The sequence below is a fragment of the Stenotrophomonas sp. CASM110 genome (assembly GCF_049384345.1).
Taxonomy (GTDB): Bacteria; Pseudomonadota; Gammaproteobacteria; order Xanthomonadales; family Xanthomonadaceae; genus Stenotrophomonas; species Stenotrophomonas muris.
Window position 1 is genome coordinate 96,641 of the sequence record NZ_JBMRGI010000014.1, and the last position, 25,625, is coordinate 122,265.

The 25,625-nt window shown below is 63.7% G+C and carries 32 protein-coding genes; 18 read left to right on the top strand and 14 right to left on the bottom strand.

Annotated features, from left to right (window positions below; all coding sequences use genetic code 11):
- Positions 1-35 precede the first annotated feature (35 nt).
- From VG561_RS13735 to VG561_RS13755, 5 genes are all read left to right on the top strand, one after another.
- Complete coding sequence (locus VG561_RS13735) at positions 36-434, top strand: Imm10 family immunity protein (protein WP_101766221.1); 399 nt, start codon at positions 36-38, stop codon at positions 432-434.
- Positions 435-544: 110 nt separating this feature from the next.
- Complete coding sequence (locus tag VG561_RS13740) at positions 545-883, top strand: hypothetical protein (protein ID WP_134709220.1); 339 nt, start codon at positions 545-547, stop codon at positions 881-883.
- 42 nt (positions 884-925) lie between these two features.
- On the top strand, positions 926-1,366 hold the full coding sequence (locus VG561_RS13745) for a hypothetical protein (protein WP_329768119.1): 441 nt from the start codon (positions 926-928) through the stop codon (positions 1,364-1,366).
- Positions 1,367-1,392: 26 nt separating this feature from the next.
- Complete coding sequence (locus tag VG561_RS13750; protein WP_141750818.1) at positions 1,393-1,800, top strand: hypothetical protein; 408 nt, start codon at positions 1,393-1,395, stop codon at positions 1,798-1,800.
- A gap of 78 nt (positions 1,801-1,878) precedes the next feature.
- Positions 1,879-2,148, top strand: coding sequence for a hypothetical protein (locus VG561_RS13755; protein WP_329768120.1), 270 nt, complete (start codon positions 1,879-1,881; stop codon positions 2,146-2,148).
- Positions 2,149-2,488: 340 nt separating this feature from the next.
- Here VG561_RS13755 and VG561_RS13760 read toward each other — a convergent pair whose 3' ends face one another.
- Complete coding sequence (locus VG561_RS13760) at positions 2,489-3,019, bottom strand: cold-shock protein (protein WP_329768121.1); 531 nt, start codon at positions 3,017-3,019, stop codon at positions 2,489-2,491.
- Positions 3,020-3,064: 45 nt separating this feature from the next.
- On the bottom strand, positions 3,065-3,421 hold the full coding sequence (locus tag VG561_RS13765; RefSeq protein ID WP_329768122.1) for a hypothetical protein: 357 nt from the start codon (positions 3,419-3,421) through the stop codon (positions 3,065-3,067).
- A 643-nt stretch (positions 3,422-4,064) separates the two neighbouring features.
- On the opposite strand from VG561_RS13765, the gene VG561_RS13770 reads away from it, so the two are divergent.
- Positions 4,065-4,667, top strand: a complete 603-nt coding sequence (locus tag VG561_RS13770; RefSeq protein ID WP_329768123.1) for a DUF998 domain-containing protein — start codon at positions 4,065-4,067, stop codon at positions 4,665-4,667.
- A gap of 55 nt (positions 4,668-4,722) precedes the next feature.
- The gene (locus VG561_RS13775; RefSeq protein WP_053495275.1) at positions 4,723-5,088 is read left to right on the top strand and encodes a hypothetical protein; all 366 of its coding nucleotides are present in this window, start codon (positions 4,723-4,725) and stop codon (positions 5,086-5,088) included.
- A gap of 227 nt (positions 5,089-5,315) precedes the next feature.
- On the opposite strand, the gene VG561_RS13780 is transcribed toward VG561_RS13775, so the two are convergent.
- The gene (locus VG561_RS13780) at positions 5,316-6,563 is read right to left on the bottom strand and encodes a reverse transcriptase family protein (RefSeq protein WP_329768124.1); all 1,248 of its coding nucleotides are present in this window, start codon (positions 6,561-6,563) and stop codon (positions 5,316-5,318) included.
- Between the two features lie 181 nt (positions 6,564-6,744).
- The gene (locus VG561_RS13785; RefSeq protein ID WP_329768125.1) at positions 6,745-7,944 is read right to left on the bottom strand and encodes a phosphoribosyltransferase-like protein; all 1,200 of its coding nucleotides are present in this window, start codon (positions 7,942-7,944) and stop codon (positions 6,745-6,747) included.
- A 454-nt stretch (positions 7,945-8,398) separates the two neighbouring features.
- On the opposite strand from VG561_RS13785, the gene VG561_RS13790 reads away from it, so the two are divergent.
- The 4 genes from VG561_RS13790 (at position 8,399) to VG561_RS13805 (ending at position 10,193) form a co-directional block, all read left to right on the top strand.
- The gene (locus VG561_RS13790; RefSeq protein ID WP_329768126.1) at positions 8,399-8,797 is read left to right on the top strand and encodes a hypothetical protein; all 399 of its coding nucleotides are present in this window, start codon (positions 8,399-8,401) and stop codon (positions 8,795-8,797) included.
- A gap of 100 nt (positions 8,798-8,897) precedes the next feature.
- Complete coding sequence (locus VG561_RS13795) at positions 8,898-9,443, top strand: hypothetical protein (protein WP_143570820.1); 546 nt, start codon at positions 8,898-8,900, stop codon at positions 9,441-9,443.
- Between the two features lie 24 nt (positions 9,444-9,467).
- Positions 9,468-9,620, top strand: a complete 153-nt coding sequence (locus VG561_RS13800) for a hypothetical protein (protein WP_322540415.1) — start codon at positions 9,468-9,470, stop codon at positions 9,618-9,620.
- A gap of 126 nt (positions 9,621-9,746) precedes the next feature.
- Positions 9,747-10,193, top strand: a complete 447-nt coding sequence (locus VG561_RS13805) for a DUF4279 domain-containing protein (protein ID WP_423179686.1) — start codon at positions 9,747-9,749, stop codon at positions 10,191-10,193.
- Here the strand turns inward: VG561_RS13805 and arr are convergent.
- Positions 10,186-10,620, bottom strand: coding sequence for an NAD(+)--rifampin ADP-ribosyltransferase (gene arr, locus VG561_RS13810; protein WP_329768128.1), 435 nt, complete (start codon positions 10,618-10,620; stop codon positions 10,186-10,188). The two genes, VG561_RS13805 and arr, sit on opposite strands and share 8 nt — an antisense overlap.
- Before the next feature lie 126 nt (positions 10,621-10,746).
- Positions 10,747-10,998: a ubiquinone biosynthesis accessory factor UbiK gene (gene ubiK / locus VG561_RS13815; RefSeq protein WP_005419983.1), complete on the bottom strand. Its 252-nt coding sequence runs from the start codon at positions 10,996-10,998 to the stop codon at positions 10,747-10,749.
- 155 nt (positions 10,999-11,153) lie between these two features.
- Here ubiK and VG561_RS13820 point away from each other — a divergent pair, with 155 nt between their 5' ends.
- Positions 11,154-11,492 carry a P-II family nitrogen regulator gene (locus VG561_RS13820; protein WP_005411374.1) on the top strand — a complete coding sequence of 113 codons (339 nt, stop codon included), beginning with the start codon at positions 11,154-11,156 and terminating at the stop codon, positions 11,490-11,492.
- 125 nt (positions 11,493-11,617) lie between these two features.
- Here VG561_RS13820 and VG561_RS13825 read toward each other — a convergent pair whose 3' ends face one another.
- Complete coding sequence (locus tag VG561_RS13825; RefSeq protein ID WP_032958814.1) at positions 11,618-12,277, bottom strand: RIO1 family regulatory kinase/ATPase; 660 nt, start codon at positions 12,275-12,277, stop codon at positions 11,618-11,620.
- 436 nt (positions 12,278-12,713) lie between these two features.
- Here VG561_RS13825 and VG561_RS13830 point away from each other — a divergent pair, with 436 nt between their 5' ends.
- The gene (locus VG561_RS13830) at positions 12,714-13,619 is read left to right on the top strand and encodes an aspartyl/asparaginyl beta-hydroxylase domain-containing protein (RefSeq protein WP_168708244.1); all 906 of its coding nucleotides are present in this window, start codon (positions 12,714-12,716) and stop codon (positions 13,617-13,619) included.
- A 124-nt stretch (positions 13,620-13,743) separates the two neighbouring features.
- On the opposite strand, the gene speE is transcribed toward VG561_RS13830, so the two are convergent.
- Positions 13,744-14,598 (bottom strand): polyamine aminopropyltransferase, encoded by an 855-nt coding sequence (speE, locus tag VG561_RS13835; protein ID WP_008268330.1) that lies wholly within the window; start codon positions 14,596-14,598, stop codon positions 13,744-13,746.
- Between the two features lie 191 nt (positions 14,599-14,789).
- Between speE and speA the strand changes: the two genes are divergently transcribed.
- Together speA and VG561_RS13845 are read left to right on the top strand one after the other, a co-directional pair.
- Positions 14,790-16,679, top strand: a complete 1,890-nt coding sequence (gene speA / locus VG561_RS13840; protein ID WP_014648708.1) for an arginine decarboxylase — start codon at positions 14,790-14,792, stop codon at positions 16,677-16,679.
- A 37-nt stretch (positions 16,680-16,716) separates the two neighbouring features.
- A complete protein-coding gene (locus VG561_RS13845) occupies positions 16,717-17,037 on the top strand; it encodes a DUF6122 family protein (protein WP_005411369.1) in 321 nt (106 codons plus the stop codon).
- A gap of 146 nt (positions 17,038-17,183) precedes the next feature.
- Here the strand turns inward: VG561_RS13845 and VG561_RS13850 are convergent, their stop codons facing one another.
- From VG561_RS13850 to VG561_RS13860, 3 genes are read right to left on the bottom strand one after another with little or no spacing between them, the layout of a single operon-like run.
- Positions 17,184-18,512, bottom strand: a complete 1,329-nt coding sequence (locus VG561_RS13850; protein WP_423179687.1) for a sensor histidine kinase — start codon at positions 18,510-18,512, stop codon at positions 17,184-17,186.
- On the bottom strand, positions 18,509-19,168 hold the full coding sequence (locus VG561_RS13855; RefSeq protein ID WP_049441948.1) for a response regulator transcription factor: 660 nt from the start codon (positions 19,166-19,168) through the stop codon (positions 18,509-18,511). The genes VG561_RS13850 and VG561_RS13855 overlap by 4 nt, the downstream gene beginning before the upstream one ends.
- Entirely contained in the window at positions 19,168-19,458 is a 291-nt protein-coding gene (locus VG561_RS13860; protein ID WP_049403791.1) for a PepSY domain-containing protein, read from the bottom strand. Before VG561_RS13860 ends, VG561_RS13855 begins: the two co-directional genes overlap by 1 nt.
- 145 nt (positions 19,459-19,603) lie before the next feature.
- Between VG561_RS13860 and VG561_RS13865 the strand changes: the two genes are divergently transcribed.
- Complete coding sequence (locus VG561_RS13865; protein ID WP_032958820.1) at positions 19,604-20,038, top strand: PepSY domain-containing protein; 435 nt, start codon at positions 19,604-19,606, stop codon at positions 20,036-20,038.
- 83 nt (positions 20,039-20,121) lie between these two features.
- Here VG561_RS13865 and VG561_RS13870 read toward each other — a convergent pair whose 3' ends face one another.
- From VG561_RS13870 to VG561_RS13880, 3 genes are all read right to left on the bottom strand, one after another.
- Positions 20,122-20,601, bottom strand: coding sequence for a hypothetical protein (locus tag VG561_RS13870; RefSeq protein ID WP_423179688.1), 480 nt, complete (start codon positions 20,599-20,601; stop codon positions 20,122-20,124).
- 126 nt (positions 20,602-20,727) lie between these two features.
- Positions 20,728-21,936: an NAD(P)/FAD-dependent oxidoreductase gene (locus VG561_RS13875; RefSeq protein WP_049441947.1), complete on the bottom strand. Its 1,209-nt coding sequence runs from the start codon at positions 21,934-21,936 to the stop codon at positions 20,728-20,730.
- 13 nt (positions 21,937-21,949) lie between these two features.
- Positions 21,950-22,444, bottom strand: a complete 495-nt coding sequence (locus tag VG561_RS13880) for a lipocalin family protein (protein ID WP_032958822.1) — start codon at positions 22,442-22,444, stop codon at positions 21,950-21,952.
- Between the two features lie 182 nt (positions 22,445-22,626).
- Here VG561_RS13880 and VG561_RS13885 point away from each other — a divergent pair, with 182 nt between their 5' ends.
- Positions 22,627-22,875 carry a hypothetical protein gene (locus tag VG561_RS13885; protein ID WP_014648700.1) on the top strand — a complete coding sequence of 83 codons (249 nt, stop codon included), beginning with the start codon at positions 22,627-22,629 and terminating at the stop codon, positions 22,873-22,875.
- 95 nt (positions 22,876-22,970) lie between these two features.
- Entirely contained in the window at positions 22,971-25,391 is a 2,421-nt protein-coding gene (locus VG561_RS13890) for a DUF3772 domain-containing protein (RefSeq protein WP_423179689.1), read from the top strand.
- Positions 25,392-25,625 lie beyond the last annotated feature (234 nt).

Here is a 25,625-nt window from a genome sequence, read left to right on the forward strand (position 1 = left end):
CATTGAGTTTTCCACATGTCAGGAGTACCCGGGAAATGTACAGATTCAAGGCCGAAGTCGTTTCCATAGAGGAAGATGACTACTGCATCGTAGTTGGCTTGGCCGACAGCTCGACGAATCCGTCTCGTTACGTGGTATTGCAGAACGCGAAGGCGTATGACGACCAGGACGAAGAGTTGGGCATGGCGCACGCCCATATCGAGGTCGGTGGAGGTCTTGAGCCTTGCTATGGCGGTCTGGTGCATATCTCTCTGCGGCGCATGGAGCTTGAGCTGTCTCTCTCCGAAAGTGCACAGAGGAAGCTTGGGATCACTGGTGGGATTGCAGTGACACTGAAAACGTTGGAAAACGGCAGCAAGCTGGAGGCCGCGTTGCGGAAAATCTGTGTTGCGGAGGGTATTCCGCTTGATCTGAACTCGTCTGGACGGGATTGAGTTCATGCTGTGCCGCACTGCCTGCGAGAGGCGGGCTGAGCGGGGACAAGAGGCAGCAGGTCCGGACAGGCGAATGTGTTCCGGCTCATTTTCGAAGCCGGGGGAGTGGCATGAAAGCTGACGAATTTGTATCCGCTATCCAGCGCTATGTGCTTGAATCATCCGTGGGTAGTACGATCTCGAACCTGGCGTATCCACCGGGCCGTCGGGTGGCCCCAGACCTGTTGGCACGGTCCGAATGGTTCAACAGCTTGTCCGCTGTAGAAGCCGACATGTTGCGAGCCGTTGCCGGTGAAGCTGCCCGTTCGGCGGTCTTCGGGTTTCTGGCGGTGCTTGATGGCACCCGTGTCATCGATTCAGAGAAAGGCACCTTCGAGCTTCACCATGTGGGTCGCGAGAAGCGCCTGGTGAATCCGTCTGGCATCGATCTACACGACCTGCTCGAATAGGTGCGGGATGCGCGCGCAGCACTGACATGGAGCGTGGGACTGATGAAACTGAACTTCGTGGCGGACAGCGACTGGGAGTCGCATGTTGGCAGGATAAAAAGTCATTACGTAGAGCGCTCCGCCACATTCGAGTCCAGGAGCTACGGGAACGAAGTGGCTTCTGTGGCATTGCTTTTCGTGTGTCGAGATCCCGAGCTGGATTTCAAGCGAAGAGTGCAGTTTCGACGAAAGAAGGCGGAGTTCTATACCGATGTGATGCTTGACCTGCCGACCATCGTTCCGCTCTCGATGAAGGAGAAAATGCGGTATGTCTCCCGCGAATTGCTTGAGCAGTTGGCGGAGCAACTGGGCAGGGTGAAGTTCAAGGACTTCGACCATGCAAGGTTTCTGATGGATCTGAAGGTATGGCTGGAGGACATCGATAGCCGTTACAACGGCCAATCGTCGGGTGCATGGCACTATGCCTCGGGCGAGGCGTCCTAGTCGCTCCGGAAGTCGCCGATGCTCACTTGCTGGTCAATTTTCTCAACGGAATGAGGGATCCATTGCAGCGCTATCTTTGTGATCTGGATGTAACAGGCAATCTTTCGGCGGGCCGCGATGTCGAGCAGCTGCTCCCCGATCGATATGAGTTGGATCAGCGTGTGATTCGCTTTGTCTCCATTGAGCAGGCCAATCTGAACGCCTGGAGGGTTCGTCTTTGCGAAGTATTTGACAATGGAGCGCCTGGCTTCATCGATGTGTACGAGTTCGAGGCGGTGGATCCGGATCATCCCTTCGGTACCGAGTGGACGTTTGATTCGGTTGACGGCGCCTTGAGGTTCGCGCGGGACGTGCTGAGGACCAGTCAGGGGCGCTATGTGAACCAAGGACTGATTCAAGACGAGTACAAGGACCGCTATCATCCGGAATGGTGATACGCCTCTGGAACGAGTGGGCTATCCGAGTCAAGAATGCTCTGTGATCATTCTTTCAGATGGATGGACGAAGTTGTCATGAAGACACGCAGACTCATCTTGATTGCGCTGGGTATGTTGCCTGCAGCAGCAGGCTTCCCCGCAGGGAATCCACGCGTGGACTTTGTATCGAAAGCCTTCTGCGATGGAAGTTTCATCCCGCATGTCTACAGCGAGAGGGATTTCCTGCGCCGCTATGGTGATGGCGAGCTGGTCGTGGATGCCACAGGACTGATGCGGCGTAGATACCTGGATCCCACTACCCGATTGGAGGTGCTGATCACCTCCAACCCTGACGTGGCTCCGTAGTTCCGAACCATTGATGAGATCCGCGTTTCATCGATCAGCGCGGCGCAACCCACTGCAGGTAGAACCGAGAGCCTGCGCGGCGTGAAGCTGAAAGGCGTTGCGATGGGTGATCCGGCGTCCGAGGCCATCGGCACAGCACGCAGATATGGCCAGGGGAAGACAGAGCAGGCAACGCTGGGGGACTTCGATGTCGAGCGCACCTGTGGGTTCTCGGAAGGTGGATCGAGCATTTGCTTCTACGTTCGGGATGGGAAAGTGGTTGCGATGGCGCTGGGGTTTGGCCCCTGACCAGTTGCTGTGCCGCATGCGGTGCAGGCACAGCGCAACCGTGAGCGTCAGCCTACGAGGGCACTTCAGCGCTGAGGTAATTGGTGGGAGCGGCCTGGCGGTGGGCTGGCGCCCCAAGCAGACACCGCTGCTCATCCAGCACCAACCCATTGAAGCGCCCGAACCGTGCCTCAACCCACGAAGGCCCCGCGCTTTCCACCAGCAATCGCCCCTGGCTCTGGTGCAGATCCAGCCAACGCTCGAAGCTGATGCGCAGCCGTTCGATATCCGGCGCCCGCCACCGTGCATCGGCGGGCATGCGGATCAGCACGCGCGAGGGCGCGTTCTCCACCTCCATCACCAGCACGCCCTTGCAGCGGATCTCGAAGGACATTACCCCGGCATAGCGCGCGTGCAGTTCAAAACCCTCGTGGGCCTTCGCGGTCACGAAGCCGAGTGCATCACTGTGCAGCAGGCGGTAATCGGCTGGCTGCAGCTTCTGGTAGGCCCAGACCTGATCGCCCGCGGGCTCGGGCCACTCCACCCACATCGCGCCGATCACCGCGATGCACACCGCTACAGCGGCCAGGCCATGCATCTTCATTCGTCACCCCGCACACAGGCAGAAAGGTCCGCGCCATAAGCGCGCTCAGTCCTTGGGTCGCATCCGCTCGTGGATGAAGGCGGTCAGCGCCAGATCGGCCATCACCAGCCCCTCCATTACCCGGTCGCCGACGTACTGCTCCGGCTCGCCGTTCTGGCGCGTGCGCTCGGCCGCCAGCAGGATCTCCTGCACGACGCGCTGGCCGGTGAGGGCGCAGTCGGCGTCGGACAACTGCATCTGCCGGCTGCGTAGAGGGTGCTGCTCGGGCCAGGGCCGGCCATCGGCCGCAGGGCCCGCGCCGATGGCGTGCAGGATGGCGATGAGGCTGTTGGGATCCAAGGCTGGCGCGGCCGAGGGCACTTGCTGGATGGGCGGCGGGGGCGGGGAGTGCGGTGTAGACATGGCGGGCTCCGTGCATGCAGGCGGACGCCGCCACCGATAAAGGTGGCGGGCAGAGCGTGGCTCGAAAACCGGATGTTGGGAACCGGCGGGTACAAGACCCCCACGCCCCGCCCGCCATAGCCGGCAGACGGATTGCCAGCCGGCACCACGCGCGATGGTGCCGGCTGGCAAGCGCAAACTACTTCCCAACAAAACGGGCTTTCGAGTCCCGACCACCGATGCACGGTGGCGCGGTAACGATTACCTGCAGTTGTTCGGAATGCCAACGGGTAGGGGTCAATGCCGCCAAAACCCGAGACGCTTTTGGCATTGTCGCATAGCGAGGAAAGCGGCTAGAGCATTGGCGCGCTAGGCGGAACGGCACTTCTGGAACGGAGTCGACAGAACCTTCCGTCAGAGATGTAAGGCGCGGCAAATGCGACAGCACTCGCCCATCGGACATGTGTGATCGCTCATGCAACCGAACCGCTGCGACACCCGCTGGATGGTTTAAATGACTTCTTGCCTATTGAACCTACCGAGTGCCGCGCGCAATCTGACTACTTCTGTAGTCAACCGGAGCTGTCCTGCCCGGAGCAGGACGGGTTCGCGGCGTCTGAACGGATTCCACCCACTGGCGCAGGCCAAACAAGGATCACTGTACGTGCTACGCCGCAATCGACTTCTTCTGTCTGCGGGTCTGATCCCGCTTCCGTGGTTCCTGTTCTGGACCAGCGTTGCCGCCGTGCTTGCGCCGGGCTACAACCCGCTTGCACAGCACGCCAGCGAGCTGCTGCAGGCGCCAACGCTCGCAAGCATCTGCGCCAGGATTGCCGCCATCGGCTCCGGCGTGAGCTTCGTGGCGTTTGCCATCGGGGTATGGCGGGAGTCCGGCCGCCGGATTGCCGTAGGCGCGATCTGCTGGTTGGTATTTGGCATCTCCATGCTGACCAACGGGCTCTGGCCCATGGGCCATCCGATGCACGGCTTCTACACCATCGGTATCGCAAACATCATTGCACCGGCGATGTCGCATATCGAATTGAGCGCGTGGTCTGCAAACCGAAGGGCGTACGCCGTGACCGCATTGGTGAGCATCGCGGGCATTGTGTATCTCTGGTTGAACGTGGTGGGGATGGATCCGGAAGGGTTCAGGGGGCTGACACAGCGGCTGTTCTCATCGATCAACTCGCTGTGGCCGTTCCTGGTTGCGTTGCATCTGCTGCGCCGGGGTTCAAGCGCGCTAAAGGCGCCCCAGGCGCTTTGATGGAAAGGCATGCAGGCACGTGGACGGCTATTGAGCGTGTGGGGTTGAGAAGGGGATGAGTATGTTTCGCCGTCAGCTGATCTACGTTCAAGTGCACCAGGACCACTTCATCGCGCGCGTGGTGGGTGGAGACAGGACCATCCGTCGCCAGTGCCATGCCCTTGGCAATCGCGCGGGTCCGATCAAGGACTTCTCTACTCTCCAGCCCCAGCTCAAGGCGATCTTCTCGGAACTCCTGCCTGGGTTCTCTTTCGTCAAGCCGTGGGGGATTCTGCACTTTGATCCGGTTGAGTACCCGGTTACGAAGGAGGAACTTGCCGGGTTTCAGAAGGCTGCCATGCGAAGTGGTGTGAGCTTCTGTTTTCTCTCCACGTGGGAGCAGCGGCATGAAGACAGGGATCTGTTGGAGATGTTCAAGTGAGGCTGGCTCGGAAATTATCTCAGGGCCAAACCGCTTCGTGATTGGGCGTGGTTGAAATATTGTGAGCGTCCGCTTCTGGCCGGGAGCGGGCATCAGGGGGGGGAGTAAGTACTGGGAAAATCTATCAGGGTAAGAAGGAGAACTTTTTGTTCCCAAGCTGAAATGCAGGGCATCTAGGGCAAGCTCAATTGTAGCGTTGAGTAGTCAGCGCCCCTGCGCTGGTGTCACTAGGAGGGGGCGAAGATTATCCGATAGAGCGAGTGAAACTTTGCCGGCGAAGCTTCCGGAGACTCGAATGCCATCGCAACCTCCAGTAGCTCGCGTTGAGGCGCGAGCGCTTGCCGCAGCTTAGTCATCGCAACACCGGCGAAGGCCGGTTCGACCGAATGGCAGTAAAGGATCTTTCCCACTAGATGGTTGAGATATCCGAGCGGCCGCCTGGATTCACGGCGTTTCATATGGCTCATGAGCCCATGCTTGCCGATGTGATAGATCGCGAGCTCGATATCGCTCTTGAACGATCGAGGCAAACGCGGCCTCACGTCATTTATGACCAGTCCGGTCACGACCTTTCGTCCCCCTGGGCCGACTACACGAGACTTGCTGCGATTGACTCGGAACCCTTCCCGTTGGATTAGTTGCGCAATCTTTCGGAACACTACCGCGCATGTCTCTTTGGAGCCATCCAAGAAGGTCAGCACGATGTCGTCGGCATAACGCGTGTAGGCTGCACCATAGCAGGCCGCAACAGGCGCGATTTTTGCGTCGAGGTCGCTCGCGACAAGGTTGGCGAGCATCGCGCTTGTCGGCGCCCCCTGAGGGAGATGACCCACCTGCGTCTCGAATGCATAGGGTCCTCCCTTGCGCTCTGGGTCCCAGTTAACCCATCTAGCTAACTGGTCGCGCACACGTGGATGGCCGTCCTTACGCGGTGGGACCCGCCTCGTGCACAGTCGTGCGAGCTCGAAGCTCAGCAAGGCCGGATAGGCCAGCTTGCGAAAAACGTAGTAGACCTGCCGTTCCGAGATAGACTCGAAAAAGTCCTTGATATCAAGCTTGACCATCCATTCGGCACCCGCGTGGGCTCCGGCGTTCTTAAGGATCGAGGCTTGCGGCCTGTAAGCAGTAGCAGCCGGGTGCAGGAGCGCTTGAGCGCCCGGCGAGCATAGGATGTTTTGATGGATCCATGTCTGGACTCGTCGAAGGTTTTCATGAGGTGCGCAGATCAGGCGGCGTCCGCCAGCCCGTTTACCGATGGTGAACGTTCGGTAGGCCTCTCCCTTGCGCAGCACGATGTTACGAAGGTCCAACCATCGGGTTCGAGTCAACACCGCCAGATGCATTAGGCTGAAGATGGTGGGGACCCGCTTGGCGTCCATCGCGCGCGCCGCATCGAGTACGCGCGCCGCATAGTCGGCCGGGTAGCCGCGCGCTGAAAGGTTCTTAGCGAGAGCATGGAGGGGTGGCCCGATCATTACTTTGATTCCGCGAACCCGCGACAGCGTGGTTCCTTCGCGCCTCAGAGGTAAAGGCGTTCCATCGAAGCTCTGAGGAGCGAAGTAACTTCGATGAAGACGCGCAAGCTTCCAGGTTCGGGGACTCCCCGAACCCTGTCACCAACGTGACTGGTACGAGCCAAGGTTCGGCTCGATCCGACTAATCCCGGGACACCCCTCCACAGCTGGAAGGGTAGTACAGGTCCGACAATTGCGGAAGCCTCTTTGTGCGAGTAGGCTTTGCACGACGATGGGCAGTGGGCGGTTTACGCATGTGGTCTAGGAGCGCTCGACCGAAGGTCGTCAAGCGGTGATTGGATTTGTCTATCAGGTTCAACCGGTACGCGTCGAAACGTAGCTCCCTTATGTCGCCAATCGGAATTGTCATTTGCGCTTGAAGGCGCTCGTCACTCCACCGACCATACGCGCTGGCCAATCCCAGAGCGATCGCCAACTGGATGTGATCCGGCGGCATGACGCCGCTTGGCCGTCGATCGAGCAGCGAGAGGGCCAGTTGGTACTGTTTGAATGTCCAGAGATCTTCCGCTGCGGCTGGAACATTGAGTTGGCCAAACGATTTCTGTAGTTCCGGTGGGATGCCGCGATCTGGAAACAGCGCCTTGAATCTGCCCTTGCTGCACCACAGGATTGCGGGCGTGTTATTGGGGCATCCATGCTGGAACACCGTCAGGCCGCCGCCACTGCCGTACCCCCGCCAATTTCGACCGACGAGGCGCTCGCCATACTTCTGGGCAACAAGTGCCATCGGGCCGATTAATCCGAGCTTCTTGTGCTTCTTCGGGATCACTGTGGCAACGCGCGCATCGTCGATCGGCAGCCCCCTTCGCATGGCATAAAGACCCTCGTCCATCACTGCATAGGCAGCCACCCAAAGCCTTGTCCAACCGTAGGAGATCCAGCTCTTGATGGATTTTGGCGCCCGCTCGCGCCAATAGCCCGTGATTCGGTCCCCCGATCCAATGAAATCCTCGACGAGTAAAACGTTTCGAATCCGGTCCGCTCTCATACTATCTACCGTTGGATTAGCTCTGACCCGGTTTCCATGAACTCGACTGAGATTCTCGATGATGTGCTTGATGCGATCGGCACTACTTCCGGGAACACGTCGTTCCTTGTCCGCTTCGAACTTACCTGGGAGTGGCTCGGAGACAATGAGCACGGCGAAGTTCTCGCTTGGGTTCTTCGCCAAGATGTCTTCCACTAGAGCTTGGATATGCTGGTCGAAATCTGACTGGGAAACCAATGTCAGCCGGCGCAGCAGCTGGCGTGCGACCTGTCGATCGACGACGTGAAACTGCTGGAGCCACTCTTGGGCATGCGGGGTGGCTTCGAGCAACATAGGAAGCGGAGTTCTGTATGTGATGCGTAGAGTTTCCATGAATCATTGCGCGCGATCCAGTACCACTTTCGGCCCAGTGAGGTTCAGTTGAGCCGCTTCCGGGTAGGGGGGCCAGAATATCCAGTTCGCCAATGTCTGCTCTTGGCCGGAAGCGGACATAGAGCATGGCCGACATGCCGATGCGGCACCTGAAGTACACTCCCACCATTGGGCCGAATGCCGGGAAGCAGCTCTCTGAATGGCAGGCGTCCTTAGAAGTCAAGAATTAGGAACGGCGTGATGGTGCTCTTCAGATCATGAGGAAGAGGCCCGATATGAAGCGAATTGCAGCAGGCTGAGGACTACTGGGATGTCCGGGAAAGCACCAAGAGGCTCGATAGGATTGTCTACCAGGGTGCTGCGAATGTTGCGGGCTCCATACTCATATGCATTTCTCGTTGCGAGCAACCTGGAGATGTGGGCCGAGTTCGACGCAGGTTGGCGTCGCTTCGGCGGTTCGGTTCTTGTCGCAATCTTTATGGTCCTTCAGACGATCTTCGTGATCATGCTGCTGAGATACTTAGGAGCTGACTTCCTGGAGGGTCGAAGTAATCCGCCATTCTGGATCATGCTTGTCTCGGCGTTTGCGCTGGCTTGGTTCATCTCCGGGTCAGGCGCCAAGAATGGCGAATCTCTAGCTGTGGGGCATGACGGAAAGTGGGCAACTATTCTTGCGATCTACCTTATACCAGGGGTGGGCTTGGCGCTGACTCTTCTCTGGAAGCAGTACATACCAGTTGCAGTCGTGCACGCGATGATTATCGGATTCCTCTATTTTTCGTATGGGAAGCATGTTGTACGGCGACTCGGTTGATGGACGTCCGGCGCGAAATCGGGAGTGCGCCAGTTCACCACTGGGGGCTTGCCCTGGCAGTTTCGTGAGCTTGTAAGCACGCCGGCAGAAAAATTGCTGCATGTGCGCCTCCATCTCGGTTGAGTTGGATTCAACGACAGTCTCCACATGCTACGAACAAGAGCGACCATTACGGGTCATTCCAATGTCCTCGCACGAGGAACAGCTGGATGCAGATTTCAAGACCATTTTCCCGAAGCTCAACGTATCGAGCTGGCGTATGCGGATCATGGAAAAGCTGGCCGCCGATGCGCACCTAGTGGCATGGCGGGCGGCGCTGTGGCAATTGGCGAGCGACGGTGCTGATGTCACTAAGATCGAGTGTTTCATCACCGATGCGGATGGCGACAGCCCGAGATCTAAAGCGAGCGCCACTTTGGCGATCACGGCCCCCGTTGCTCCTGAGTGGCTGGCACTATTCGGATGCTTCGTCCGCATTGCGCGACCGTCGCCCTCCTCCAGCTCTTCAAGAGATCTGCTCATTTTTCAAGGATCGGCGAGTTTGGAGCGGCATGAGGACGATGCTCTGCACCATCGGTGGATGGCTAGGGCCAGTCCGCAGCTGACGCCTGCCCTATCCGCGGGCCCTTGCAACCAAAGGTTTTGAGACCTCGCGCAACATAGGAAAAACGTGCACCTATGGTTGCCCGTCTACGAGATCGTCGCCATCGAACTGCTCAACCGCGAACAGATGCCGGACAACAGCGCGTTGCCCCGTCTCAATCTGGTGGTCTCGCAAGCCTGGCTGGCGAACAGTTCGCGGCAAGCTGGAGCGATGTGCTGAACCGCACGATCGCCTACGAGCCCACTCAGACTTGTGTACGGGGCGTCCGCTTTTGGCCGAAAGCTGACCTGACGTCGATGAGACATATAGATTGGAAGAGATTCCGAAAAGGACAACTGAATTCCGATGGCAGCATTCGATCATTCCCTGGTGACCCTCCGATTCTTCGGCGACGACCTCCTGCCCGAAGAAGTCAGTGCCTTGCTCGGGGCGACTCCAACCGCATCGCATCACAAGGGCCAGGAACTCAGAGGCAACCAATCAGGCACCGTGCGTATCGCCAGGACTGGAAGCTGGCAACTTGATGCGGCGCGTCGTGAGCCTGAAGATCTGGAAGCGCAGATCTTCGAAATCCTCGATCAACTCACCGGCGATCTCGCCGTATGGCAGGCTCTGGCACGCTTCCGACCTGATCTGTTCTGTGGCCTTTTCATGGGCAGCAGCAACGGTGGTGTCTCGCTATCGCCTCGCGCGCTGCTCGCCTTGGGTGAGCGCGGCATTGAGCTCGGGCTGGACATCTATGAAGCCGATGAAGAAGTGCGCAACGCCCAGCGCCAGCAGGCCATCAGTTGATGATCTCCCCACTCCCCGAAGCAACAAACGCCTTCAACTGCCGAACGAACTCCGCGTCGTAGAGCTCCCACTGCACAATCTCCCCCACAACCCGCAACGGCTGCGCACTCCGATACGACCGCGTCGGGTTCCCGGGAAACTTCTTGTTGGTCACATTCGGATCGTCTTCAAACGGTCCAGTCGGCTCCACCACATACACGCGCGGCCGCCCTTCACCGCGGGCCATCTCCGCAGCCAGCCCGGCGCCCTTGGCAATCGTGGTGAAGTAGATGTGGTTCATCACCACGCTGTCGCGATAGTTGGAGCGGAAGCCCGCGCTCAGCAAGTCGCCCACGGCCAGGTCAGCGCGGGTGCCGTGATAGAACGGGCCGGCGATCTGGTCGCAGGTGTCATGCGAAACGGGTGTCCATTCGGTGTCCTGCGCCATCGGCACTGCCCCTGCGTGTCCTGCCGGATCGACAGGCCGGCGAGTCTAGGGCGCCCGGTGGGCCTTGCTGCAAGGCCCCATCCGGGAAATAATCTGTAAACGGGAGGCGCAGTGCGCCTCCTTTTTTCATTCTGCGGCGCCGCGCCCTTCCAGCTCGCGCACGGCGGTTTCCAGCGCGTCCAGCTTCTGGCGGGTCTTCAGCAGCACGGCGCGCTGCACTTCGAACTCCTCGCGGGTGACCAGGTCCAGCTTGGCCAGGCCGGCCTGCAACGCGCTCTTGAAGGTGGCCTGCAGTTCCTCGCGCGATTCGCGCAGGCCCGGCGGCACCAGGTCGCTGAGGCGACGGGCGAGGTCATCGATTTGGTTCAGGTCGATCATGGGGTGCTCCGTGGGGGTGGGCCCGTGCATCCGGCGCGGGCAGGCCGTTCGGGCACAAGGATACTGCCGGCACCCACTGCCCGGACAGGCGGCAGCGGCTTCGCACGGGCCGTGTTCAGGCGCTATCCTCCACGCCGGAAGACAGGAGATAGACGATGAAGATGGTCATGGCGGTGATCAAGCCGTTCAAGCTCGACGACGTGCGCGAAGCGCTGGCCGAGCGTGGGGTTACCGGGATCACGGTGACGGAAGTGAAGGGCTTTGGTCGCCAGAAGGGCCATACCGAGCTGTACCGTGGCGCGGAGTATGTGGTCGATTTCCTGCCGAAGGTGAAGCTGGAAGTGGCGGTAACCGATGACCAGGTGGAGGCGGTGGTTGAGGCCATCGTGAAGGCCGCCGGCACCGGCAAGATTGGGGACGGCAAGGTGTTCGTGTACGACCTGGGCAGCGTGGTGCGTATCCGTACCGGCGAGTTGGACGCGGACGCGTTGTAACCCGCTCGGCGGGATGTTGTAGAGCCGAGCCCATGCTCGGCTGCATTTCGCGCGATGCAGGAACAGCAGCCGAGCGCGGGCTCGGCTCTACAAAGAGCGGTAAAGCGGTCGAGCGAGCTCGACCCCTACCGCCGCTTGGCCCACTTGTAGAACCGCTTCCAGCCCTGGCGCACGGCGGCGACCCAGCCCGGGTCGGCCACCAATGCGGCCTGCGCGGCGCTCGGCGCCTGGCCGGTCACGCGCTGGCGGATCTTCAGCAGGTTCTTCATGTCGCTGCGGCGCATCTGCCGGCTCAGCGGGCCGCGGCGCAGCCAGCGGGGTACGCGCCAGGCGGAGGTGAAATCCAGTAGCACCGGCACGCCGCCACTGACCACCACGTTGGTGCCATGCAGGTCGTTGTGGGTGATGCCGGCGGCGTGCAGACGGCTGAGCGCGTGTTGCAGCTGCTCGAACACGTCATTGCCGACGGCCTGCGCGGTGCTCAGGGTTTGGCCGGGGATGAACTCCATACCCAGAGCCAGGCCACCGAGGGTGCCGAGCAGCGCGGGGGCATGCTTCCAGCCGCCGAGGCGCTGCAGCATGCGGGCCTCGCGGCGCACCATCAGTCGCGCGATCAGCGAAACGGGAGTGCCGCGGTAGCGGGAGTAGTCCTTGATGACCGCCTCGCGCCCGTCCAGGCAGGTGCGGTAGACGTCGGGGGCCAGGAAACGTTCGCCGCGCTTGAGCAGCAGCGGGGAGGCGGCATCATTGCCGCAGGAGGAGGGGGGAAGAGCAGGAAGATGCATGTCGGGGTCTCGAACGACCCGGTGGGTGGCGCAAAGCGTCAAGCGAACCGGTGTTACAGGGAGTTACTAAGTTTTCGTTAATTTTAGTACTCGCCAGTTCGCTATTCCACGATTTGTCGGAGAAATGTCGGGGTCGTGGCTGGAACAGTTCGTCACGCAGAATCGGACAATTCTGTCTCACTTATAAGGATTGCCCCGCTGGATCAATGAGTTGGGCGCGCTTCCAGCCCATTCATCGGCGGCGCGCTGAACGCCACGCACGTCCAGCTTGACCCCGGCGCACGCCCTGCCGACCATAAGCTGTTAACCCGCGACATCGGCGGCCGCCCCCCTCCGGCACGTCCCCGTCCCCTGCCGCGTTCCGAACCGGTGCTGGCCGCCTGGCCGTGCATCGCCCCGTTTCCCGTTCCGGCCGCGGCTGGAGGAAAGTGCTTTGATCATCAAAATCGTCATTGCAGCGCTGTTCGTGGCCTGCGTGCTGTACATCCACTTCCGTGGCAAGGTCCGCGCGCGCTGGTCGCGCCAGCTGCTGGACCACTCCAGTTTCATGGCCCCGATCAACGTGGTCATGTACATGTTCTCGAAGGTGCCGACCACGCCGTTCCTGGACCCGGGCAAAGAGTTCCCGCAGCTGGAGCCGCTGCGCCAGAACTGGCAGATGATCCGCGACGAGGCGCTGGCGCTGCGCGACGCGCAGAAGATCGCTGCCTCCAGCACGTTCAACGATGCCGGCTTCAATTCGTTCTTCCGTCGTGGCTGGAAGCGCTTCTACCTGAAGTGGTACGGCCCGTCGCACCCGTCGGCGAAGACGCTGTGCCCGAAGACCACGGCGCTGATCGAGTCGATCCCGGACGTGCGTGCGGCGATGTTCGCGCAGCTGCCACCGGGCAGTGAGCTGCGCCCGCACCGCGACCCGTTCGCTGGCTCGCTGCGCCTGCACCTGGGCCTGAGCACGCCCAACGACGATGCCTGCTACATCGAAGTGGACGGCATCAAGAAGAGCTGGCGCGACGGCGAGTGGATGATGTTCGACGAGACCTACATCCACCATGCGCACAACGAGACGCAGCAGGACCGGGTGATCCTGTTCTGCGACATCGCCCGCCCGCTGCGCTTCGGCCTGCCGGGCCTGTTCAACCGCGCGGTGGCGGCCACGCTGCTGGCCGGTGGTGCATCGCCGAACCTGCCGGGTGACCCGACCGGTGGCGTCAACAAGGCGTTCGGCGGCCTGTACAAGGTACGCCTGAAGGCCAAGGCGCTCAGAGAGCGCAGCGTGGTGGCCTACCAGCTGATCAAGTGGGGCCTGGTGGTGGCGGTGATTGCGGGCATCTGGGCGCTTTGACTGTAGAGCCGAGCCCATGCTCGGCTGGGTTTACCGCAACCTGTCCGAAGAGCAGCCGAGCGTGGGCTCGGCTCTACAGAAGGCAGAAAACCCGCGCTGTCGCCAGCGCGGGTTTTTGTTTGGATCAACCCTTCAATGCCGCCTGTACGAACGGCGGGGTCACCAGCACGCCGGTGTGCAGCGCGGCGGTGTAGTACAGGGTGTTGAAGGTCTTGGCGGCCGAGTCGGCCTGGCGGAAGTCGAAGCTGCTGTCGCCCTTGCGCGCCATGGTCACGCTCCACCAGCCGGTGGGGTAGCACGGCTGCGGGAACGGCAGGGTCTTGAACGAACCGAAGCCGGCCTTGCCCATCTCGGTGCGCATTTCGTTGATCAGGTCCAGCTGCATCAGCGGCGATTCGGACTGCTGCACCAGGATGCCGTCGTCCTTCAGGGCCTTGAAGCAGCTCTCGTAGAAGGCCTTGTTGAACAGGCCTTCGCCGGGGCCGACCGGGTCGGTCGAATCGACGATCACCACGTCCACGCTGCCGGCCGGGCAGTTGGCCATGTAGGCCACGCCGTCGTCGAACAGCAGCTCGGCGCGGGCGTCGTCGTTGGAGTCGCACAGTTCCGGGAAGTGCTTGCGCGCCATCACGGTGACCTGCTCGTCGATGTCGCACTGGGTCACGCTCTCCACGCCCTTGTGCTTGAGCACTTCGCGCAGGGTGCCGCAGTCGCCGCCACCGATGATCACCACGCGCTTGGGTGCGGCATGGGTGAACAGCACCGGGTGGCTGATCATCTCGTGGTAGAAGAAGTTGTCCTTGCTGGTCAGCATGATGGCCCCGTCGATGGTCATCAGGTTGCCCCAGTCGGTGGTCTGGAAGATCTCGATCTTCTGGAACGGCGACTGCACCTCGTCCAGCTTGCCGGTGATGCGGTAGCCGATGGCCGAGCCGGTGCGCTCGAAGTGTTCGATGTACCAGTTGTTGCTGTCAGTCATTGGAAAACAGTCCTGTTCGGAGGGGTGGAGCCGGGCTGGCGGGCGGGGCCGCGTGGCACAGATGCCACATCCGGACGGATCGGCCCGTTCAGGTTGGAACCTGTCACGGGCGCGGGCGCGCATGATAACGAACCTGTGGGCATATAGGCGTTATCATGCCCCCCCTTTTATTGCCAACAAGGCCGACTGAAATGACCGATTGGTCCCTCGACCAAGCCCGCAAGACCTACTCGATCCCGCATTGGGCGGACGGTTACTTCGACGTGGATCAGGCCGGGCACATGGTGGTGAGACCGACCGGGGCGGACGGCCCGGTGGTATCGCTGCCCAAGGTGGTGGACGCTGCGCGCGCGGCCGGTGCCAAGCTGCCGCTGCTGGTGCGCTTCCCGGACATCCTCGGCCAGCGCCTGGGCAAGCTGCAGGCGGCCTTCGCCCAGGCCCAGCAGGACTGGGAGTACAGCGGCGGCTACACCGCCGTGTACCCGATCAAGGTCAACCAGACCCGCGGCGTGGCCGGCACCCTGGCCAGCCACCACGGCGAAGGCTTCGGCCTGGAAGCGGGCAGCAAGCCCGAACTGATGGCCGTGCTGGCGCTGTCCCGCCCGGGTGGCCTGATCGTCTGCAACGGGTACAAGGACCGCGAGTACATCCGCCTGGCCCTGATCGGCCGCAAGCTGGGCCTGCAGACCTTCATCGTCATCGAGAAGCCGTCCGAGCTGAAGCTGGTGCTGGAAGAGTCCAAGGCGCTGGACGTGAAGCCGGGCCTGGGCGTGCGCATGCGCCTGGCCTCGCTGGGCGCCGGCAAGTGGCAGAACAGCGGTGGCGACAAGGCCAAGTTCGGCCTGTCGCCGCGCCAGCTGCTGGACCTGTGGAAGTCGCTGCGTGACACCGAGTACGCCGACTGCCTGAACCTGCTGCACTTCCACATGGGCTCGCAGATCTCCAACGTGCGCGACATCGCCAACGGCATGCGCGAAGCCACCCGCTACTTCGTGGAGCTGTCGCGCCTGGGCGCGAAGATCACCCACGTCGACGTGGGTGGTGGCCTGGGCGTGGATTACGAAGGTACCCGTTCGCGCAGCTTCTGCTCGATCAACTACGGCCTGCATTCCTACGCCAGCAACATCGTGCAGCCGCTGGCCAATGCCTGCGAAGAGTTCGGCCTCACCCCGCCGCGCATCGTCACCGAGTGCGGCCGCGCAATGACCGCGCACCACGCGGTGCTGATCGCCAACGTGTCGGAAGTGGAAGAGGCACAGGAAGGCCGCGTGCCGGACCAGCACGACGACGAGCCGGCAGCGATCCGCCACCTGCGCGAGATCCACGACGAACTGGACGTGCGCCCGGCGGTGGAACTGTTCCAGGAAGCGCAGCATTTCCATGCCGAAGGCCTGGCCAGCTACGCGCTGGGCCAGATCGATCTGCCGCAGCGTGCGCGCATCGACGACCTGTTCTACGCCATCGCCCACGGCGTGCGCGCGCGCCTGAGCTACGACGAGAAGAGCCATCGCCCGGTGCTGGACGAACTGAACGAGCGCCTGGTCGACAAGTACTTCGTCAACTTCAGCGTGTTCGAATCGATCCCGGACGTGTGGGCGATCGACCAGGTGTTCCCGATCGTGCCGATCGAGCGCCTGGATGAAACCCCGGACCGCCGCGGCATCATCGCCGACATGACCTGCGACTCGGACGGCATGGTGGAAACCTATGTCGAGAACGAGAGCCTGGACAGCTCGCTGCCGCTGCACAAGATGAGGCCGGGCGAGAGCTATCGCATCGGCTTCTTCATGGTCGGCGCCTACCAGGAAATCCTGGGCGACATCCACAACCTGTTCGGCGATACCGACGCGGTGGAAGTGCTGGCCGATGCCGATGGCTACGCCATCACCCAGCAGCGCCGCGGCGACACCACCGACGTGATGCTGGATTACGTGGGTTACCGCCTGGACGAACTGCGTGCGACCTATGCGCAGCGCGTGGCTGCAGCGCAGCTGTCGCCGGAACGCGCGCAGGAACTGTCGGACGCGCTGGAAGCCGGCCTGACCGGTTACACCTACCTGTCCGACGAACCGCTGGTGTGATGGACGGCGCCGGGTTTGCCCGGCGCCACCGTTGCCGATGAGCGCGCGCGCGATCTTCCACCTGTTCCTGCATGCCGCCGTGCCAGCGTTGCTGGCATGGCTGTTCTGGCGCAAGCGCTTTGCCTCGGCGTGGCTGCTGATGCTGCTGGGCTGGATCATCGACCTGGACCATCTGCTGGCCGACCCGATCTATGCACCGAACCGCTGCAGCATCGGGTTCCACCCGCTGCACACCGCACCGGCCATCGCGGTCTATGCCGGGCTGTGCGTGCCGAAGAAAACGCGGTTGTTCGGTATCGGTCTGATCATCCACATCGTGCTGGACGCGATTGATTGCTGGTGGATGCATCACCGTTGATTTGCAGCGAACACCTGCTCTGGTAGATGCCGACCTTGGTCGGCGCTCTTCGCGCTGCCTGTAGAGCCGAGCCCACGCTCGGCTCCGTTTCGCACTGCCCCGAGCCGAGCATGGGCTCGGCTCTACAACGGCGCATCCAGGTCGATCTATTGCTTGACGATGCCTGGCAACCACAACGTCGCACGCAGGCCCGGCTGCGCATTCTCCAGCTGCAACCGCCCGCCATAGCTGGCAGCGATATCGCCCACGATCGCCAGGCCCAACCCGCTGCTGCCTTCGCGCTCGTCCAGCCGCACACCACGCTGGGTGACGCGTTCCAGCGCGTCTGCGGCCAGGCCGGGGCCATCGTCGCGCACTTCGACGCGTAGCTGCCCTTCGCTGGTTTCCGCTTCGACAGTGACCTGCTGTTGCGCCCAGCGCCCGGCATTGTCCAGCAGGTTGCCCAGCATCTCCTCCAGATCCGCACTGGCGCCGGCGAACTGCAGCGCCGGATCGATGCCTGCCGCCGTGAACGTGATGCCACGTTCGCCATGCACGCGTGCCATCAGCCGGCACATCGCCTGTGCGACGGCCGCCACGTCGGTGCGCTGGCGATGGTCGGCAGCCAGTCCTGCAGCCAGGTAACGGTCAACACTGGCCTGCATGCGCGCACTCTGCTCGCGCATGGTGGCACGCCAATGCGTGCCGTCGCTGTCAGCTTCGGTGGCCAATACGCTCAGTGGAGTCTTCAGCGCGTGCGCCAGATCCTGTGCACTGGTGCGCGCACGCGCGACCATGCGTTGCTGGTGGTCCAGCAGCGCGTTGAGTTCCTCACCCAGCGGTGCGACCTCCGCGCCCAGTCCCCGTGTGTCGATGCGCTGCGCATCGCCGCGACGTACCCGTTCCAGCTGCGCACCGAGGCGATGCAGCGGGCGCAGGCCGAAGTGCACCTGGCTGGCCAGCACCGCCAGCCACGCCGCGACCAGCACGCCCAGTGCGATGGCGGTGCGCTTGCGGAACGCGGCAACATCGGCATCCAGCGCGCTGCGGTCGGTGGCGACCACGGCCACGAACGGTTCGCTGGCGCGTGGCAGGCGCACCTGCTGCACGCGTGCACGCAGGAATTGTTGCAGCGGCCCGGGCAGATTGCGCGTGGCCGGCCCGGCGGCCTTCGCCGGCAGGGTTTCATCCCACAGCGAGCGCGACTGCAGCAGCACGCGGCCATCGGCACCGGCGATCTGCCAATAGGCACCGGAAAACACGCGCTGGAAGCGCGCATCATTGGGTTCCTGGCGCAGGCGCAACTGCCCGTCCGGGTCCACTTCGGCCTGTGACAGCAGGGTCAGCATGTCCTGCTGCAGTTCGTGGTCGAGGCGGTCGCGCGCGCTGCGCTTGAACAGCTCGCCCAGCAGAGCGCTGGCCAGCAGCGAGACCAGCAGCAGCCCGACGCCGCCGGCCAGCAGCAGGCGCCGCCGCAGCGACGGTTGCCGGTTCATGGCTCGGCCAGCCGCCAGCCCTGGCCGCGCACGGTCTGGATCAGGTCGATGCCGAGCTTGCGGCGCACGCGTCCGAGCAGCACGTCCAGTGCGTTGGAGTCCGGGTCGTGGCCGCCGTCGAACACCTGTTCGCCCAGCCGGTCGCGGCTGATCACCTGTCCGCTGTGGTGGATGAAGTAGCTGAGCAGGCGGAATTCCTGCGGACTCAGTGGCAGCGCCTGTCCATCCAGCTCGAAGCGGCCGGCATTGACGTCCAGCTGCAGCGGGCCGCAGTGCAGGCGCGGGCTGGCGTGGCCATGGCTGCGGCGGATCAGGGCGCGCAGGCGCAGCACCAGCTCATCGGCCTGGAAGGGTTTGGTGAGGTAATCGTCGGCACCGGCATCGAAGCCGGCCAGCTTGTCGTGCCAGCGCCCGCGCGCGGTCAGCACCAGCACCGGAAAGCTGCGGCCGTTGCCGCGCCAGCGCTCGATCACGCTCAGCCCGTCCAGCCCGGGCAGGCCGAGGTCGACGATGGCGGCCTGGAGGTCTTCGATCTGCCCGATTTCTTCGGCCTCGCGGCCGTCAGCGACCACCGCCACCACATAGCCGGCCTGTTCCAGCAGGGGCACCAGGCGCTGTGCCAGTGCGGCATCGTCTTCGGCCAACAGGATGCGCATCAGTCGTCGAGCTCCGTCTTCAGCAGCTTTCCGCTGCGCGCATCATAGTCCAGCTCCACCACCACGCCGTCGCCGCGCAGGATCTCCACTTCGTAGACGCCGTCGTCCAGCTCCACTTCCAGCAGCTGGCCGGGGTAGCGCTTGAGCGCATCGCGCACCACGCTCTCCAGCGGCACGTAGCGGCCCTGCTGCACGGCGCGACGCGCGACCTGCTGCGCCGGGTCCTGCAGGGGCGCGGCGGCGGTCGGGGCGTTGGCCAGGGCCAGCAGCAGGGGCAGGGTGGCGAGCATGCGGGTAACGAAAGAGAGAGGGGTACAGGCGCGAGTGTGGCGGGGATGACTAACAGCCGGCTAACAGCCACGGCTACGGCGCTGTTAACCGGGCCATGCATCGTGGCGTTGCCGGGATGGTCCGGCCACGAACAGGAGAACCCCCATGTTGAAGTCGCTCACCCTCGCCACTGTTGCCCTGCTCGCCGTCGCGCCGGCCGTACAGGCCGCGCCGCTGGGCATGGCCCAGGTTGAACAGACCCTGCGCAAGGCCGGCTACACCCAGATCCACGAGATCGAACGCGATGATGGCCTGTGGGAGGCTGACGTGAGCCGCGCCGATGGCCGCTTCAGCGAGGTCTACGTTGACCCGAAGACCGGCGAGATCTTCGATGAGCACAGCGGCCGCGCGCTGCTGACTACCGAGCAGGTGCTGGCACGGGCGCAGTCGCATGGCCTGCGCGAGATCCATTCGCTGGAACGCGATGGTGCGACCTGGTCGCTGGAAGCCCGCAATGCCCGCAACCAGAAGGTAGAGGTGCGCCTGAGCGGTCATGATGGCCGCATCCTGCACAGCGAGCGCGATGGCTGGCTGGATTGACGTTGGCCTCTGTAGAGCCGAGCCCATGCTCGGCTTTGCGGCCAACCGTAGCCGAGCATGGGCTCGGCTCTACAGGGGCTGGCTTACCAGCCGTACGGCGGCGGGTAATCCCAGCCCGGCCCGCGGCCGTAGTAGCCGCCATACGGGCCGAAGAAGCCCGGGCCCTTGCTCTCACTCACGTGGATGTTGAGGTTGACCCCGTGGGTCTTGCCTTCATCGGTGGTGTAGTTCTTGCTCAGGTTCAGCGTGGCCGCGTTGTAGTGGCTGTTGCCGCCGTTCTTCGAATAGCCGATGCCGGTGGTGAAGCTGCCGGACACCTTGACCTTGTCGTCGGTCACGTCGGCGATCTTCGCATCGTCGTGCACGCGCGGGCCGCTCTTGTCACCGTAATAGGTGCCGGGCGGGTCCTGCTGCAGGGCCGGGTCGTTGAGGTAGCGCATCGGCGCCTGCGGCAGCGTCAAGTCCAGGCCGGCAGCCTGCGGCGCAGTGGCGCCAGCGGCGGACTGGGCCAGCACGGTTCCCGGCAGGGCCAGGCACAGCAGCAGGGTCAGGGGGCGGATCATGACGGCGCTCCAGCGGACAGGTGGCCACGCAACACGCGGCGGTACAGGCCGACGCTAGCAGGGGTTGCTTGAATGATGCCTGTCGGCGCCCGCTTGCGGTAGAGCCAGGTCATGCCTGGCTGCACGCTACAACCGTTCGAACCCGAACAGCGATTCCAGCGCATGCCTGCGCCGCTCGATCCGGGCCCGCAGCAGCTGGGCGCCGATCATCGAATAAGTGATGCCGTTGCCGCCGTAGGCCATGGCGAAATGGACCCGCGGTCCCCACTGCGCGTGCGGGCCGAAGAAGGGCAGGCCGTCGGCGGTTTCGGCGAAGGTGCCGGCCCAGGAAAAGGCGGGTATCGGATCCAGTCGCGGGAACCAGTGCCGCAGCTGCTTCATCAGCTTGCCGGCCTTGCCATCAACGCGCCGGTCGCGCCGGGCGGGGATATCGATGGCGTCGTCCAGCCCACCCACCAGCAGGCGGCGGTCGCCGGTGGCGCGCAGGTACAGGTACGGGCGGGCGCTTTCCCACACCATCGTGTTGCGCAGCCTGCCGAGCACGTCCGCTTCGATGGGATCGGTGATGAAGGCATAGCTGCTGCGGTTGCGCGCAACCCGCTGTTCCAGCCACGTCTGGTTGGCATAGCCCATGGCCAGGACCACGTGGCGGGCACGGACCGAGGCGCCGGCCTCGGTCATCGCGGTGACGCCCTGCGCGCCAGGCTTGAGCGTGTGCAGCACGGTGCGGTCGTGCACATGGCCGCCGCGGCGGCGCACTCGTTTGAGCAGGCCGTAGGTGAGACAGTAGGGATCGACCCGCGCCGCCTGGCGGGTCAGCAGGGCGCCGCCGGCATCCACGTCGAAACGCTCGCGAAGCGCTTCGCGGTCCAGCCAGCGGGCATCCAGGCCGATGCTGCGCCGCGCCTCACCTTCGGCCATCAGGCGCGGCACGTCGCGATGGCGGCTGGCCAGGTACAGGCTGTCCATGCGCTGGAAATCCACGTCCTTCAACCCGCGTGCCACTTCGCCCAGTGCCGGGATTGCCTCCGCGCAGGCCCGGTACGCCCGTGCCGCGGCGTCTTGCCCGTAGCGTTCGGCCAGTTCGAGCAGATGGGTATCGATCTCGTACTGCAGCAGCGCGGTGCTGGCCGCCGTGCTGCCCCAGCCGATGTCACGCTGCTCGATCACGGCCACGTCATGGCCATGGTGGGACAGCTCGTCGGCAATCAGCGCGCCGGTGATGCCGCCACCGACCACCAACACATCGCAGCGCAGATCCTTCTCCAGCGGGGGGAACGCCTGGATCAGTCCGTTGCGTACGGCCCACCACGGGTAACCGCTTTTCAGGTCCATGCGTGCGTGGGGCTCAGGCTGTGGGTTTGCCGGTATGTGGCGTCTGGATCAGTTCGGACAGATCGAAGCCCTGCAGGCGGGCCGCCGCCAGATAATGGTCCTGCACGGTCGCGTCCAGGCGCGGCTCGCGCGCCAGCAGCCACAGGTACTTGCGATCCGGGCTGCCGACCAGCGACACGCTGTAGTCCGGGGCGATCTGGATCACCCAGTAGTCGCCCTTGGCGAACGGCAGCCAGCGCAGGCCCTTGGGCAGGAAGCTGACCTCCAGCCGCGCGCTGTCGTTGTCGACAGCGCAGGCCTCGCCGGTGGCCTCTTCGATCTCGCCGTCCATGCGGCAGCGGTTGGTGACGCCGACGTTGCCGTTGTCGAGCAGGGTGTAGTGCGCCGATACGTCGGTGCAGCCTTCCGGCTCGTGGCGCATCGGCAGGCGTGCGATCTCGTACCAGGTGCCCAGGTAGCGCGGCAGCTTGAGGTCGGCGACGGTTTTCAGCGGCGGGTGCTCGGTCATCGGCGGTCGTGGCAGGGGTGGGCCTCCACGATGCCGATGGCCTTGCCATGGGCGGGTGAAGCCGGGGCGATGGCCGTGTCCAGAACGTTCCGTCGCCCCGGCGGAGCGCCCGTTGTCACCGGCTTGGGGGTATCCTGCCGCCAGCGCCGTGTTTTCCTGATCCAACCGAGGTGGAGGTGCCGATGTACCAGGTGATCCTGTTGAAGAGTGAATCTGCGTTCGCGCGCGAACAGTGGCCGCAGGTCGACGAACTGGTCGACTACGAAGGTGTGAGTTACAGCCTGCGCGCCGGCCCGCGCCAGCCGCTGCCGACCGACCACGACTGGCACCCGGTGGCGGTGTACGCGCCCGATGAGATCACCGAGGAAGAGTTCCAGGACTGGTATGCGCTGCAGCAGCCGACGGTGGAAGAGCTTCGCCTGAAGTACTGATGCGCGACGCTGGCGGGGCCGCCCATCCGGCCTTGACCGGCTCTGCCGTATAGTCGCGCGCAGGCGCGGTGGTCCGCGCGAACCGGTGTGGCTGCGTGTCTTCTTTCCTGCGATCGATCCGTGCACGGGGGCCCTGGTGGGTCCTGCTGCTGTGCACCGCCTTCCTGCTGTCCGCGCCGGTGCTGGCGCAGGATGAGGACCCCACGCCGAAGCAGCAGCTGGCGGATATCGATTCCAGCCTGAAGGATGTGGAGCGCAAGCGTGGCGATGCAGAAGCCACCGAGACGCTGGCGATGCTGTCCGAGAATGCCTCGCAGGCACGGCGCGATGCCGAGGCGCTGGAAAAGGCGCTGCAGCCGCAGCTGGACCGACTCAACGAACAGCTGGCGCAGCTGGGAACGCCGGCAGAAGGGGCCGCTGAGCCGCCGGAGCTGGCGGCGCAACGGCGCACCCTCACCAAGCAGCGTGACGGCCTGGCCGCTTCGGTGGTGCAGGCCAAGGCCAGTGCCGTGCGTGCGCAGCAGCTGGCGGCGGACATCGAGCAGCAGCGAACCGCGCAACGCACGGAAGAACTGGGCCAGAAGGTGGCCTCGCCGTTGTCGCCCGCGCTGTGGAGCAAGGTGGCCGAGCGTCTGCCGATCGATATCGCGCGGGTTGCGCCATTGGCCGGGCAGGGCCGCGATGCGCTGGTCGCCGGTATCCGCGCCCATGGCTGGGGCACGCCGTTGCTGGGCCTGCTGGCCGCGCTGGTGATGATGTTCCCGTTGCGGCTGTGGCTGCGCAGGCTGGGGCGCCGTTTTGCTGCGTCCGAACGTGCGCCTGATGGTCGACTGCGCCGGTCCGGCCTGGCCATGTGGCTGCTGCTGGTGGGCACGCTGCTGCCCGGTTACGCCGTGGTGGTGCTGATGGCGGCGCTGGATGCCATCGATGCGATCGCGCCGCGCCTGCAGGTGGTGGCCGACGGCCTGGAGACCGCAACGTTCCGCGCGGCCTTCATCGCCGCACTCAGCGCCTGCCTGCTGGTGCCCAAGCGCCCGTCATGGCGGCTGTTGAACCTGGACGACACCGCCGCGCTGAAGCTGCGCAAGTACGCCTGGGGCGCGGCGGCGCTGGCCTGGCTGAGCACGGTGCTGGTGGCCCTGGACCAGGCCACGCGCACCAGCGACGTCACCACGGTGGCGCTGGACGGACTGATTGCGCTGACTTACCTCGGCCTGATCATGGCCATGCTGGTGACCCTGGCGCGCCTGCATCGCCGGCAGACCGCCGAGGCCGAGGCCAAGCTGGAAGCGCAGGCCGATGGCGTGGGTGCAGCCACGCCGGTGCGCCGCAGCAGCTGGCTGGTACTGGCCCGGGTAGCGGGTAACATCGCGGTGGTGGCCGCCATCATTGCCACATTGCTGGGCTACCTGAATTTCGCCAAGTTCGTGAACCAGCAATTGATCGGCGGCAGCATCGTGGTGTTGGCCGCGACGTTGCTGTTCAAGTTCGTCGATGACCTGAGCACGTGGATGCTCAACGCCGACAGCAAGGTCGGCCAGACCATCCTGCTCAGCACCGGCCTGAGCGTATCGCGGCTGGAACAGGCGGGCGTGCTGCTGTCGGCAGCGCTGCGTACCATCGTCGTACTGATCGCGCTGCTGGCGCTGGTGGCACCGTTCGGCAACATCGGCGCGGTGGTGGAGCGCTTCACTTCACTGTTCACGACCGGATTCGATATCGGTGGCACCAAGCTGGCACCGGCGGGGATCGTGTTGGCGGTACTGGCGCTGCTGGCCGGCCTGGCGATCACCCAGCTGGTGCAGCGCTGGCTGACCGACACCTACCTGCCCAAGACCGAGCTGGACCTGGGCGCGCGCAATTCGGTGAGCACCGTTGCCCGTTACGTGGGCATCATCATCGCGGTGATCTGGGCGTTGAGCGCGATGGGGCTGCAGCTGAGCAAGCTGGCCCTGCTGGTCAGCGCACTGTCGGTGGGTATTGGCTTCGGCCTGCAGGTGATCACCCAGAACTTCGTCTCCGGCCTGATCCTGCTTGCCGAGCGCCCGGTGAAGATCGGCGACTGGGTGAGGCTGGGTGACCAGGAGGGCGACATCCGCCGCATCAGCCTGCGATCGACCGAGATCCAGGTGGGCGACAAGTCGACGCTGATCGTGCCCAACTCCGAGCTGGTCACCAAGACCGTGCGCAACATGACGATGGGCAACAACCAGGGCCGCATCCAGATCCAGTTCGCGGTGCCGCCCAGCACTGATGTCGGCAACCTGCGGCAGGCGCTGCTGGATGCGTACACCGCGCACACCAACGTGCTGAAGCAGCCGGCGCCGACGGTCTACATCGACAGCATTGCCGGTGGCCAGATCACCATCAACAGTTTCGCGTACGTGGCCAGCCCGCGACAGGTGTATGCAACCCGCAGCGATCTGTACTTCAGCCTGCTGCAGATCCTGGCCGAGCGGAACATTCCGCTGTCGACCCCGACCGACATCCACATCATCCGCGACCCGCAGGAGTAGGGGTTGTTTTGCAGGGCTGCGCCCTGCACCCCCAGTAGTGCCGGCCGCTGGCCGGCAACTTCAACAGCAACAGCTGATTTCCTGCGGGATGGCGGGGTGGGTCCGGTTGCGGGAGACGCCGTAAACCCCCAGGCCGGCCCAGCCGCTGGCGGCTGTGCGTTCGGGCGCTTGCGAAGCAGTGCTTCGCAAGCAAAGCGCCCTCACCCATGGGGGATTGGCCGCGGCATCCATGCC

What these genes read in the sequence shown, in the direction of transcription:
- VG561_RS13745 (WP_329768119.1), top strand. Translation starts at nt 926, where the DNA reads ATGAAACTGAACTTCGTGGCGGACAGCGACTGGGAGTCGCATGTTGGC.
- VG561_RS13870 (WP_423179688.1), bottom strand. Translation starts at nt 20,601, where the DNA reads ATGATCCGCCCCCTGACCCTGCTGCTGTGCCTGGCCCTGCCGGGAACC.
- VG561_RS13850 (WP_423179687.1), bottom strand. Translation starts at nt 18,512, where the DNA reads ATGAACCGGCAACCGTCGCTGCGGCGGCGCCTGCTGCTGGCCGGCGGC.
- VG561_RS13775 (WP_053495275.1), top strand. Translation starts at nt 4,723, where the DNA reads ATGAGTATGTTTCGCCGTCAGCTGATCTACGTTCAAGTGCACCAGGAC.
- VG561_RS13740 (WP_134709220.1), top strand. Translation starts at nt 545, where the DNA reads ATGAAAGCTGACGAATTTGTATCCGCTATCCAGCGCTATGTGCTTGAA.
- VG561_RS13760 (WP_329768121.1), bottom strand. Translation starts at nt 3,019, where the DNA reads ATGAAGATGCATGGCCTGGCCGCTGTAGCGGTGTGCATCGCGGTGATC.
- VG561_RS13855 (WP_049441948.1), bottom strand. Translation starts at nt 19,168, where the DNA reads ATGCGCATCCTGTTGGCCGAAGACGATGCCGCACTGGCACAGCGCCTG.
- VG561_RS13805 (WP_423179686.1), top strand. Translation starts at nt 9,747, where the DNA reads ATGGCAGCATTCGATCATTCCCTGGTGACCCTCCGATTCTTCGGCGAC.
- VG561_RS13865 (WP_032958820.1), top strand. Translation starts at nt 19,604, where the DNA reads ATGTTGAAGTCGCTCACCCTCGCCACTGTTGCCCTGCTCGCCGTCGCG.
- speE (WP_008268330.1), bottom strand. Translation starts at nt 14,598, where the DNA reads ATGACTGACAGCAACAACTGGTACATCGAACACTTCGAGCGCACCGGC.
- VG561_RS13885 (WP_014648700.1), top strand. Translation starts at nt 22,627, where the DNA reads ATGTACCAGGTGATCCTGTTGAAGAGTGAATCTGCGTTCGCGCGCGAA.
- VG561_RS13795 (WP_143570820.1), top strand. Translation starts at nt 8,898, where the DNA reads ATGTGCGCCTCCATCTCGGTTGAGTTGGATTCAACGACAGTCTCCACA.
- VG561_RS13790 (WP_329768126.1), top strand. Translation starts at nt 8,399, where the DNA reads ATGTGGGCCGAGTTCGACGCAGGTTGGCGTCGCTTCGGCGGTTCGGTT.
- VG561_RS13825 (WP_032958814.1), bottom strand. Translation starts at nt 12,277, where the DNA reads ATGCATCTTCCTGCTCTTCCCCCCTCCTCCTGCGGCAATGATGCCGCC.
- ubiK (WP_005419983.1), bottom strand. Translation starts at nt 10,998, where the DNA reads ATGATCGACCTGAACCAAATCGATGACCTCGCCCGTCGCCTCAGCGAC.
- speA (WP_014648708.1), top strand. Translation starts at nt 14,790, where the DNA reads ATGACCGATTGGTCCCTCGACCAAGCCCGCAAGACCTACTCGATCCCG.
- arr (WP_329768128.1), bottom strand. Translation starts at nt 10,620, where the DNA reads ATGGCGCAGGACACCGAATGGACACCCGTTTCGCATGACACCTGCGAC.
- VG561_RS13765 (WP_329768122.1), bottom strand. Translation starts at nt 3,421, where the DNA reads ATGTCTACACCGCACTCCCCGCCCCCGCCGCCCATCCAGCAAGTGCCC.
- VG561_RS13735 (WP_101766221.1), top strand. Translation starts at nt 36, where the DNA reads ATGTACAGATTCAAGGCCGAAGTCGTTTCCATAGAGGAAGATGACTAC.
- VG561_RS13860 (WP_049403791.1), bottom strand. Translation starts at nt 19,458, where the DNA reads ATGCTCGCCACCCTGCCCCTGCTGCTGGCCCTGGCCAACGCCCCGACC.
- VG561_RS13785 (WP_329768125.1), bottom strand. Translation starts at nt 7,944, where the DNA reads ATGTTGCTCGAAGCCACCCCGCATGCCCAAGAGTGGCTCCAGCAGTTT.
- VG561_RS13845 (WP_005411369.1), top strand. Translation starts at nt 16,717, where the DNA reads ATGAGCGCGCGCGCGATCTTCCACCTGTTCCTGCATGCCGCCGTGCCA.
- VG561_RS13880 (WP_032958822.1), bottom strand. Translation starts at nt 22,444, where the DNA reads ATGACCGAGCACCCGCCGCTGAAAACCGTCGCCGACCTCAAGCTGCCG.
- VG561_RS13875 (WP_049441947.1), bottom strand. Translation starts at nt 21,936, where the DNA reads ATGGACCTGAAAAGCGGTTACCCGTGGTGGGCCGTACGCAACGGACTG.
- VG561_RS13820 (WP_005411374.1), top strand. Translation starts at nt 11,154, where the DNA reads ATGAAGATGGTCATGGCGGTGATCAAGCCGTTCAAGCTCGACGACGTG.
- VG561_RS13780 (WP_329768124.1), bottom strand. Translation starts at nt 6,563, where the DNA reads ATGATCGGGCCACCCCTCCATGCTCTCGCTAAGAACCTTTCAGCGCGC.
- VG561_RS13755 (WP_329768120.1), top strand. Translation starts at nt 1,879, where the DNA reads ATGAAGACACGCAGACTCATCTTGATTGCGCTGGGTATGTTGCCTGCA.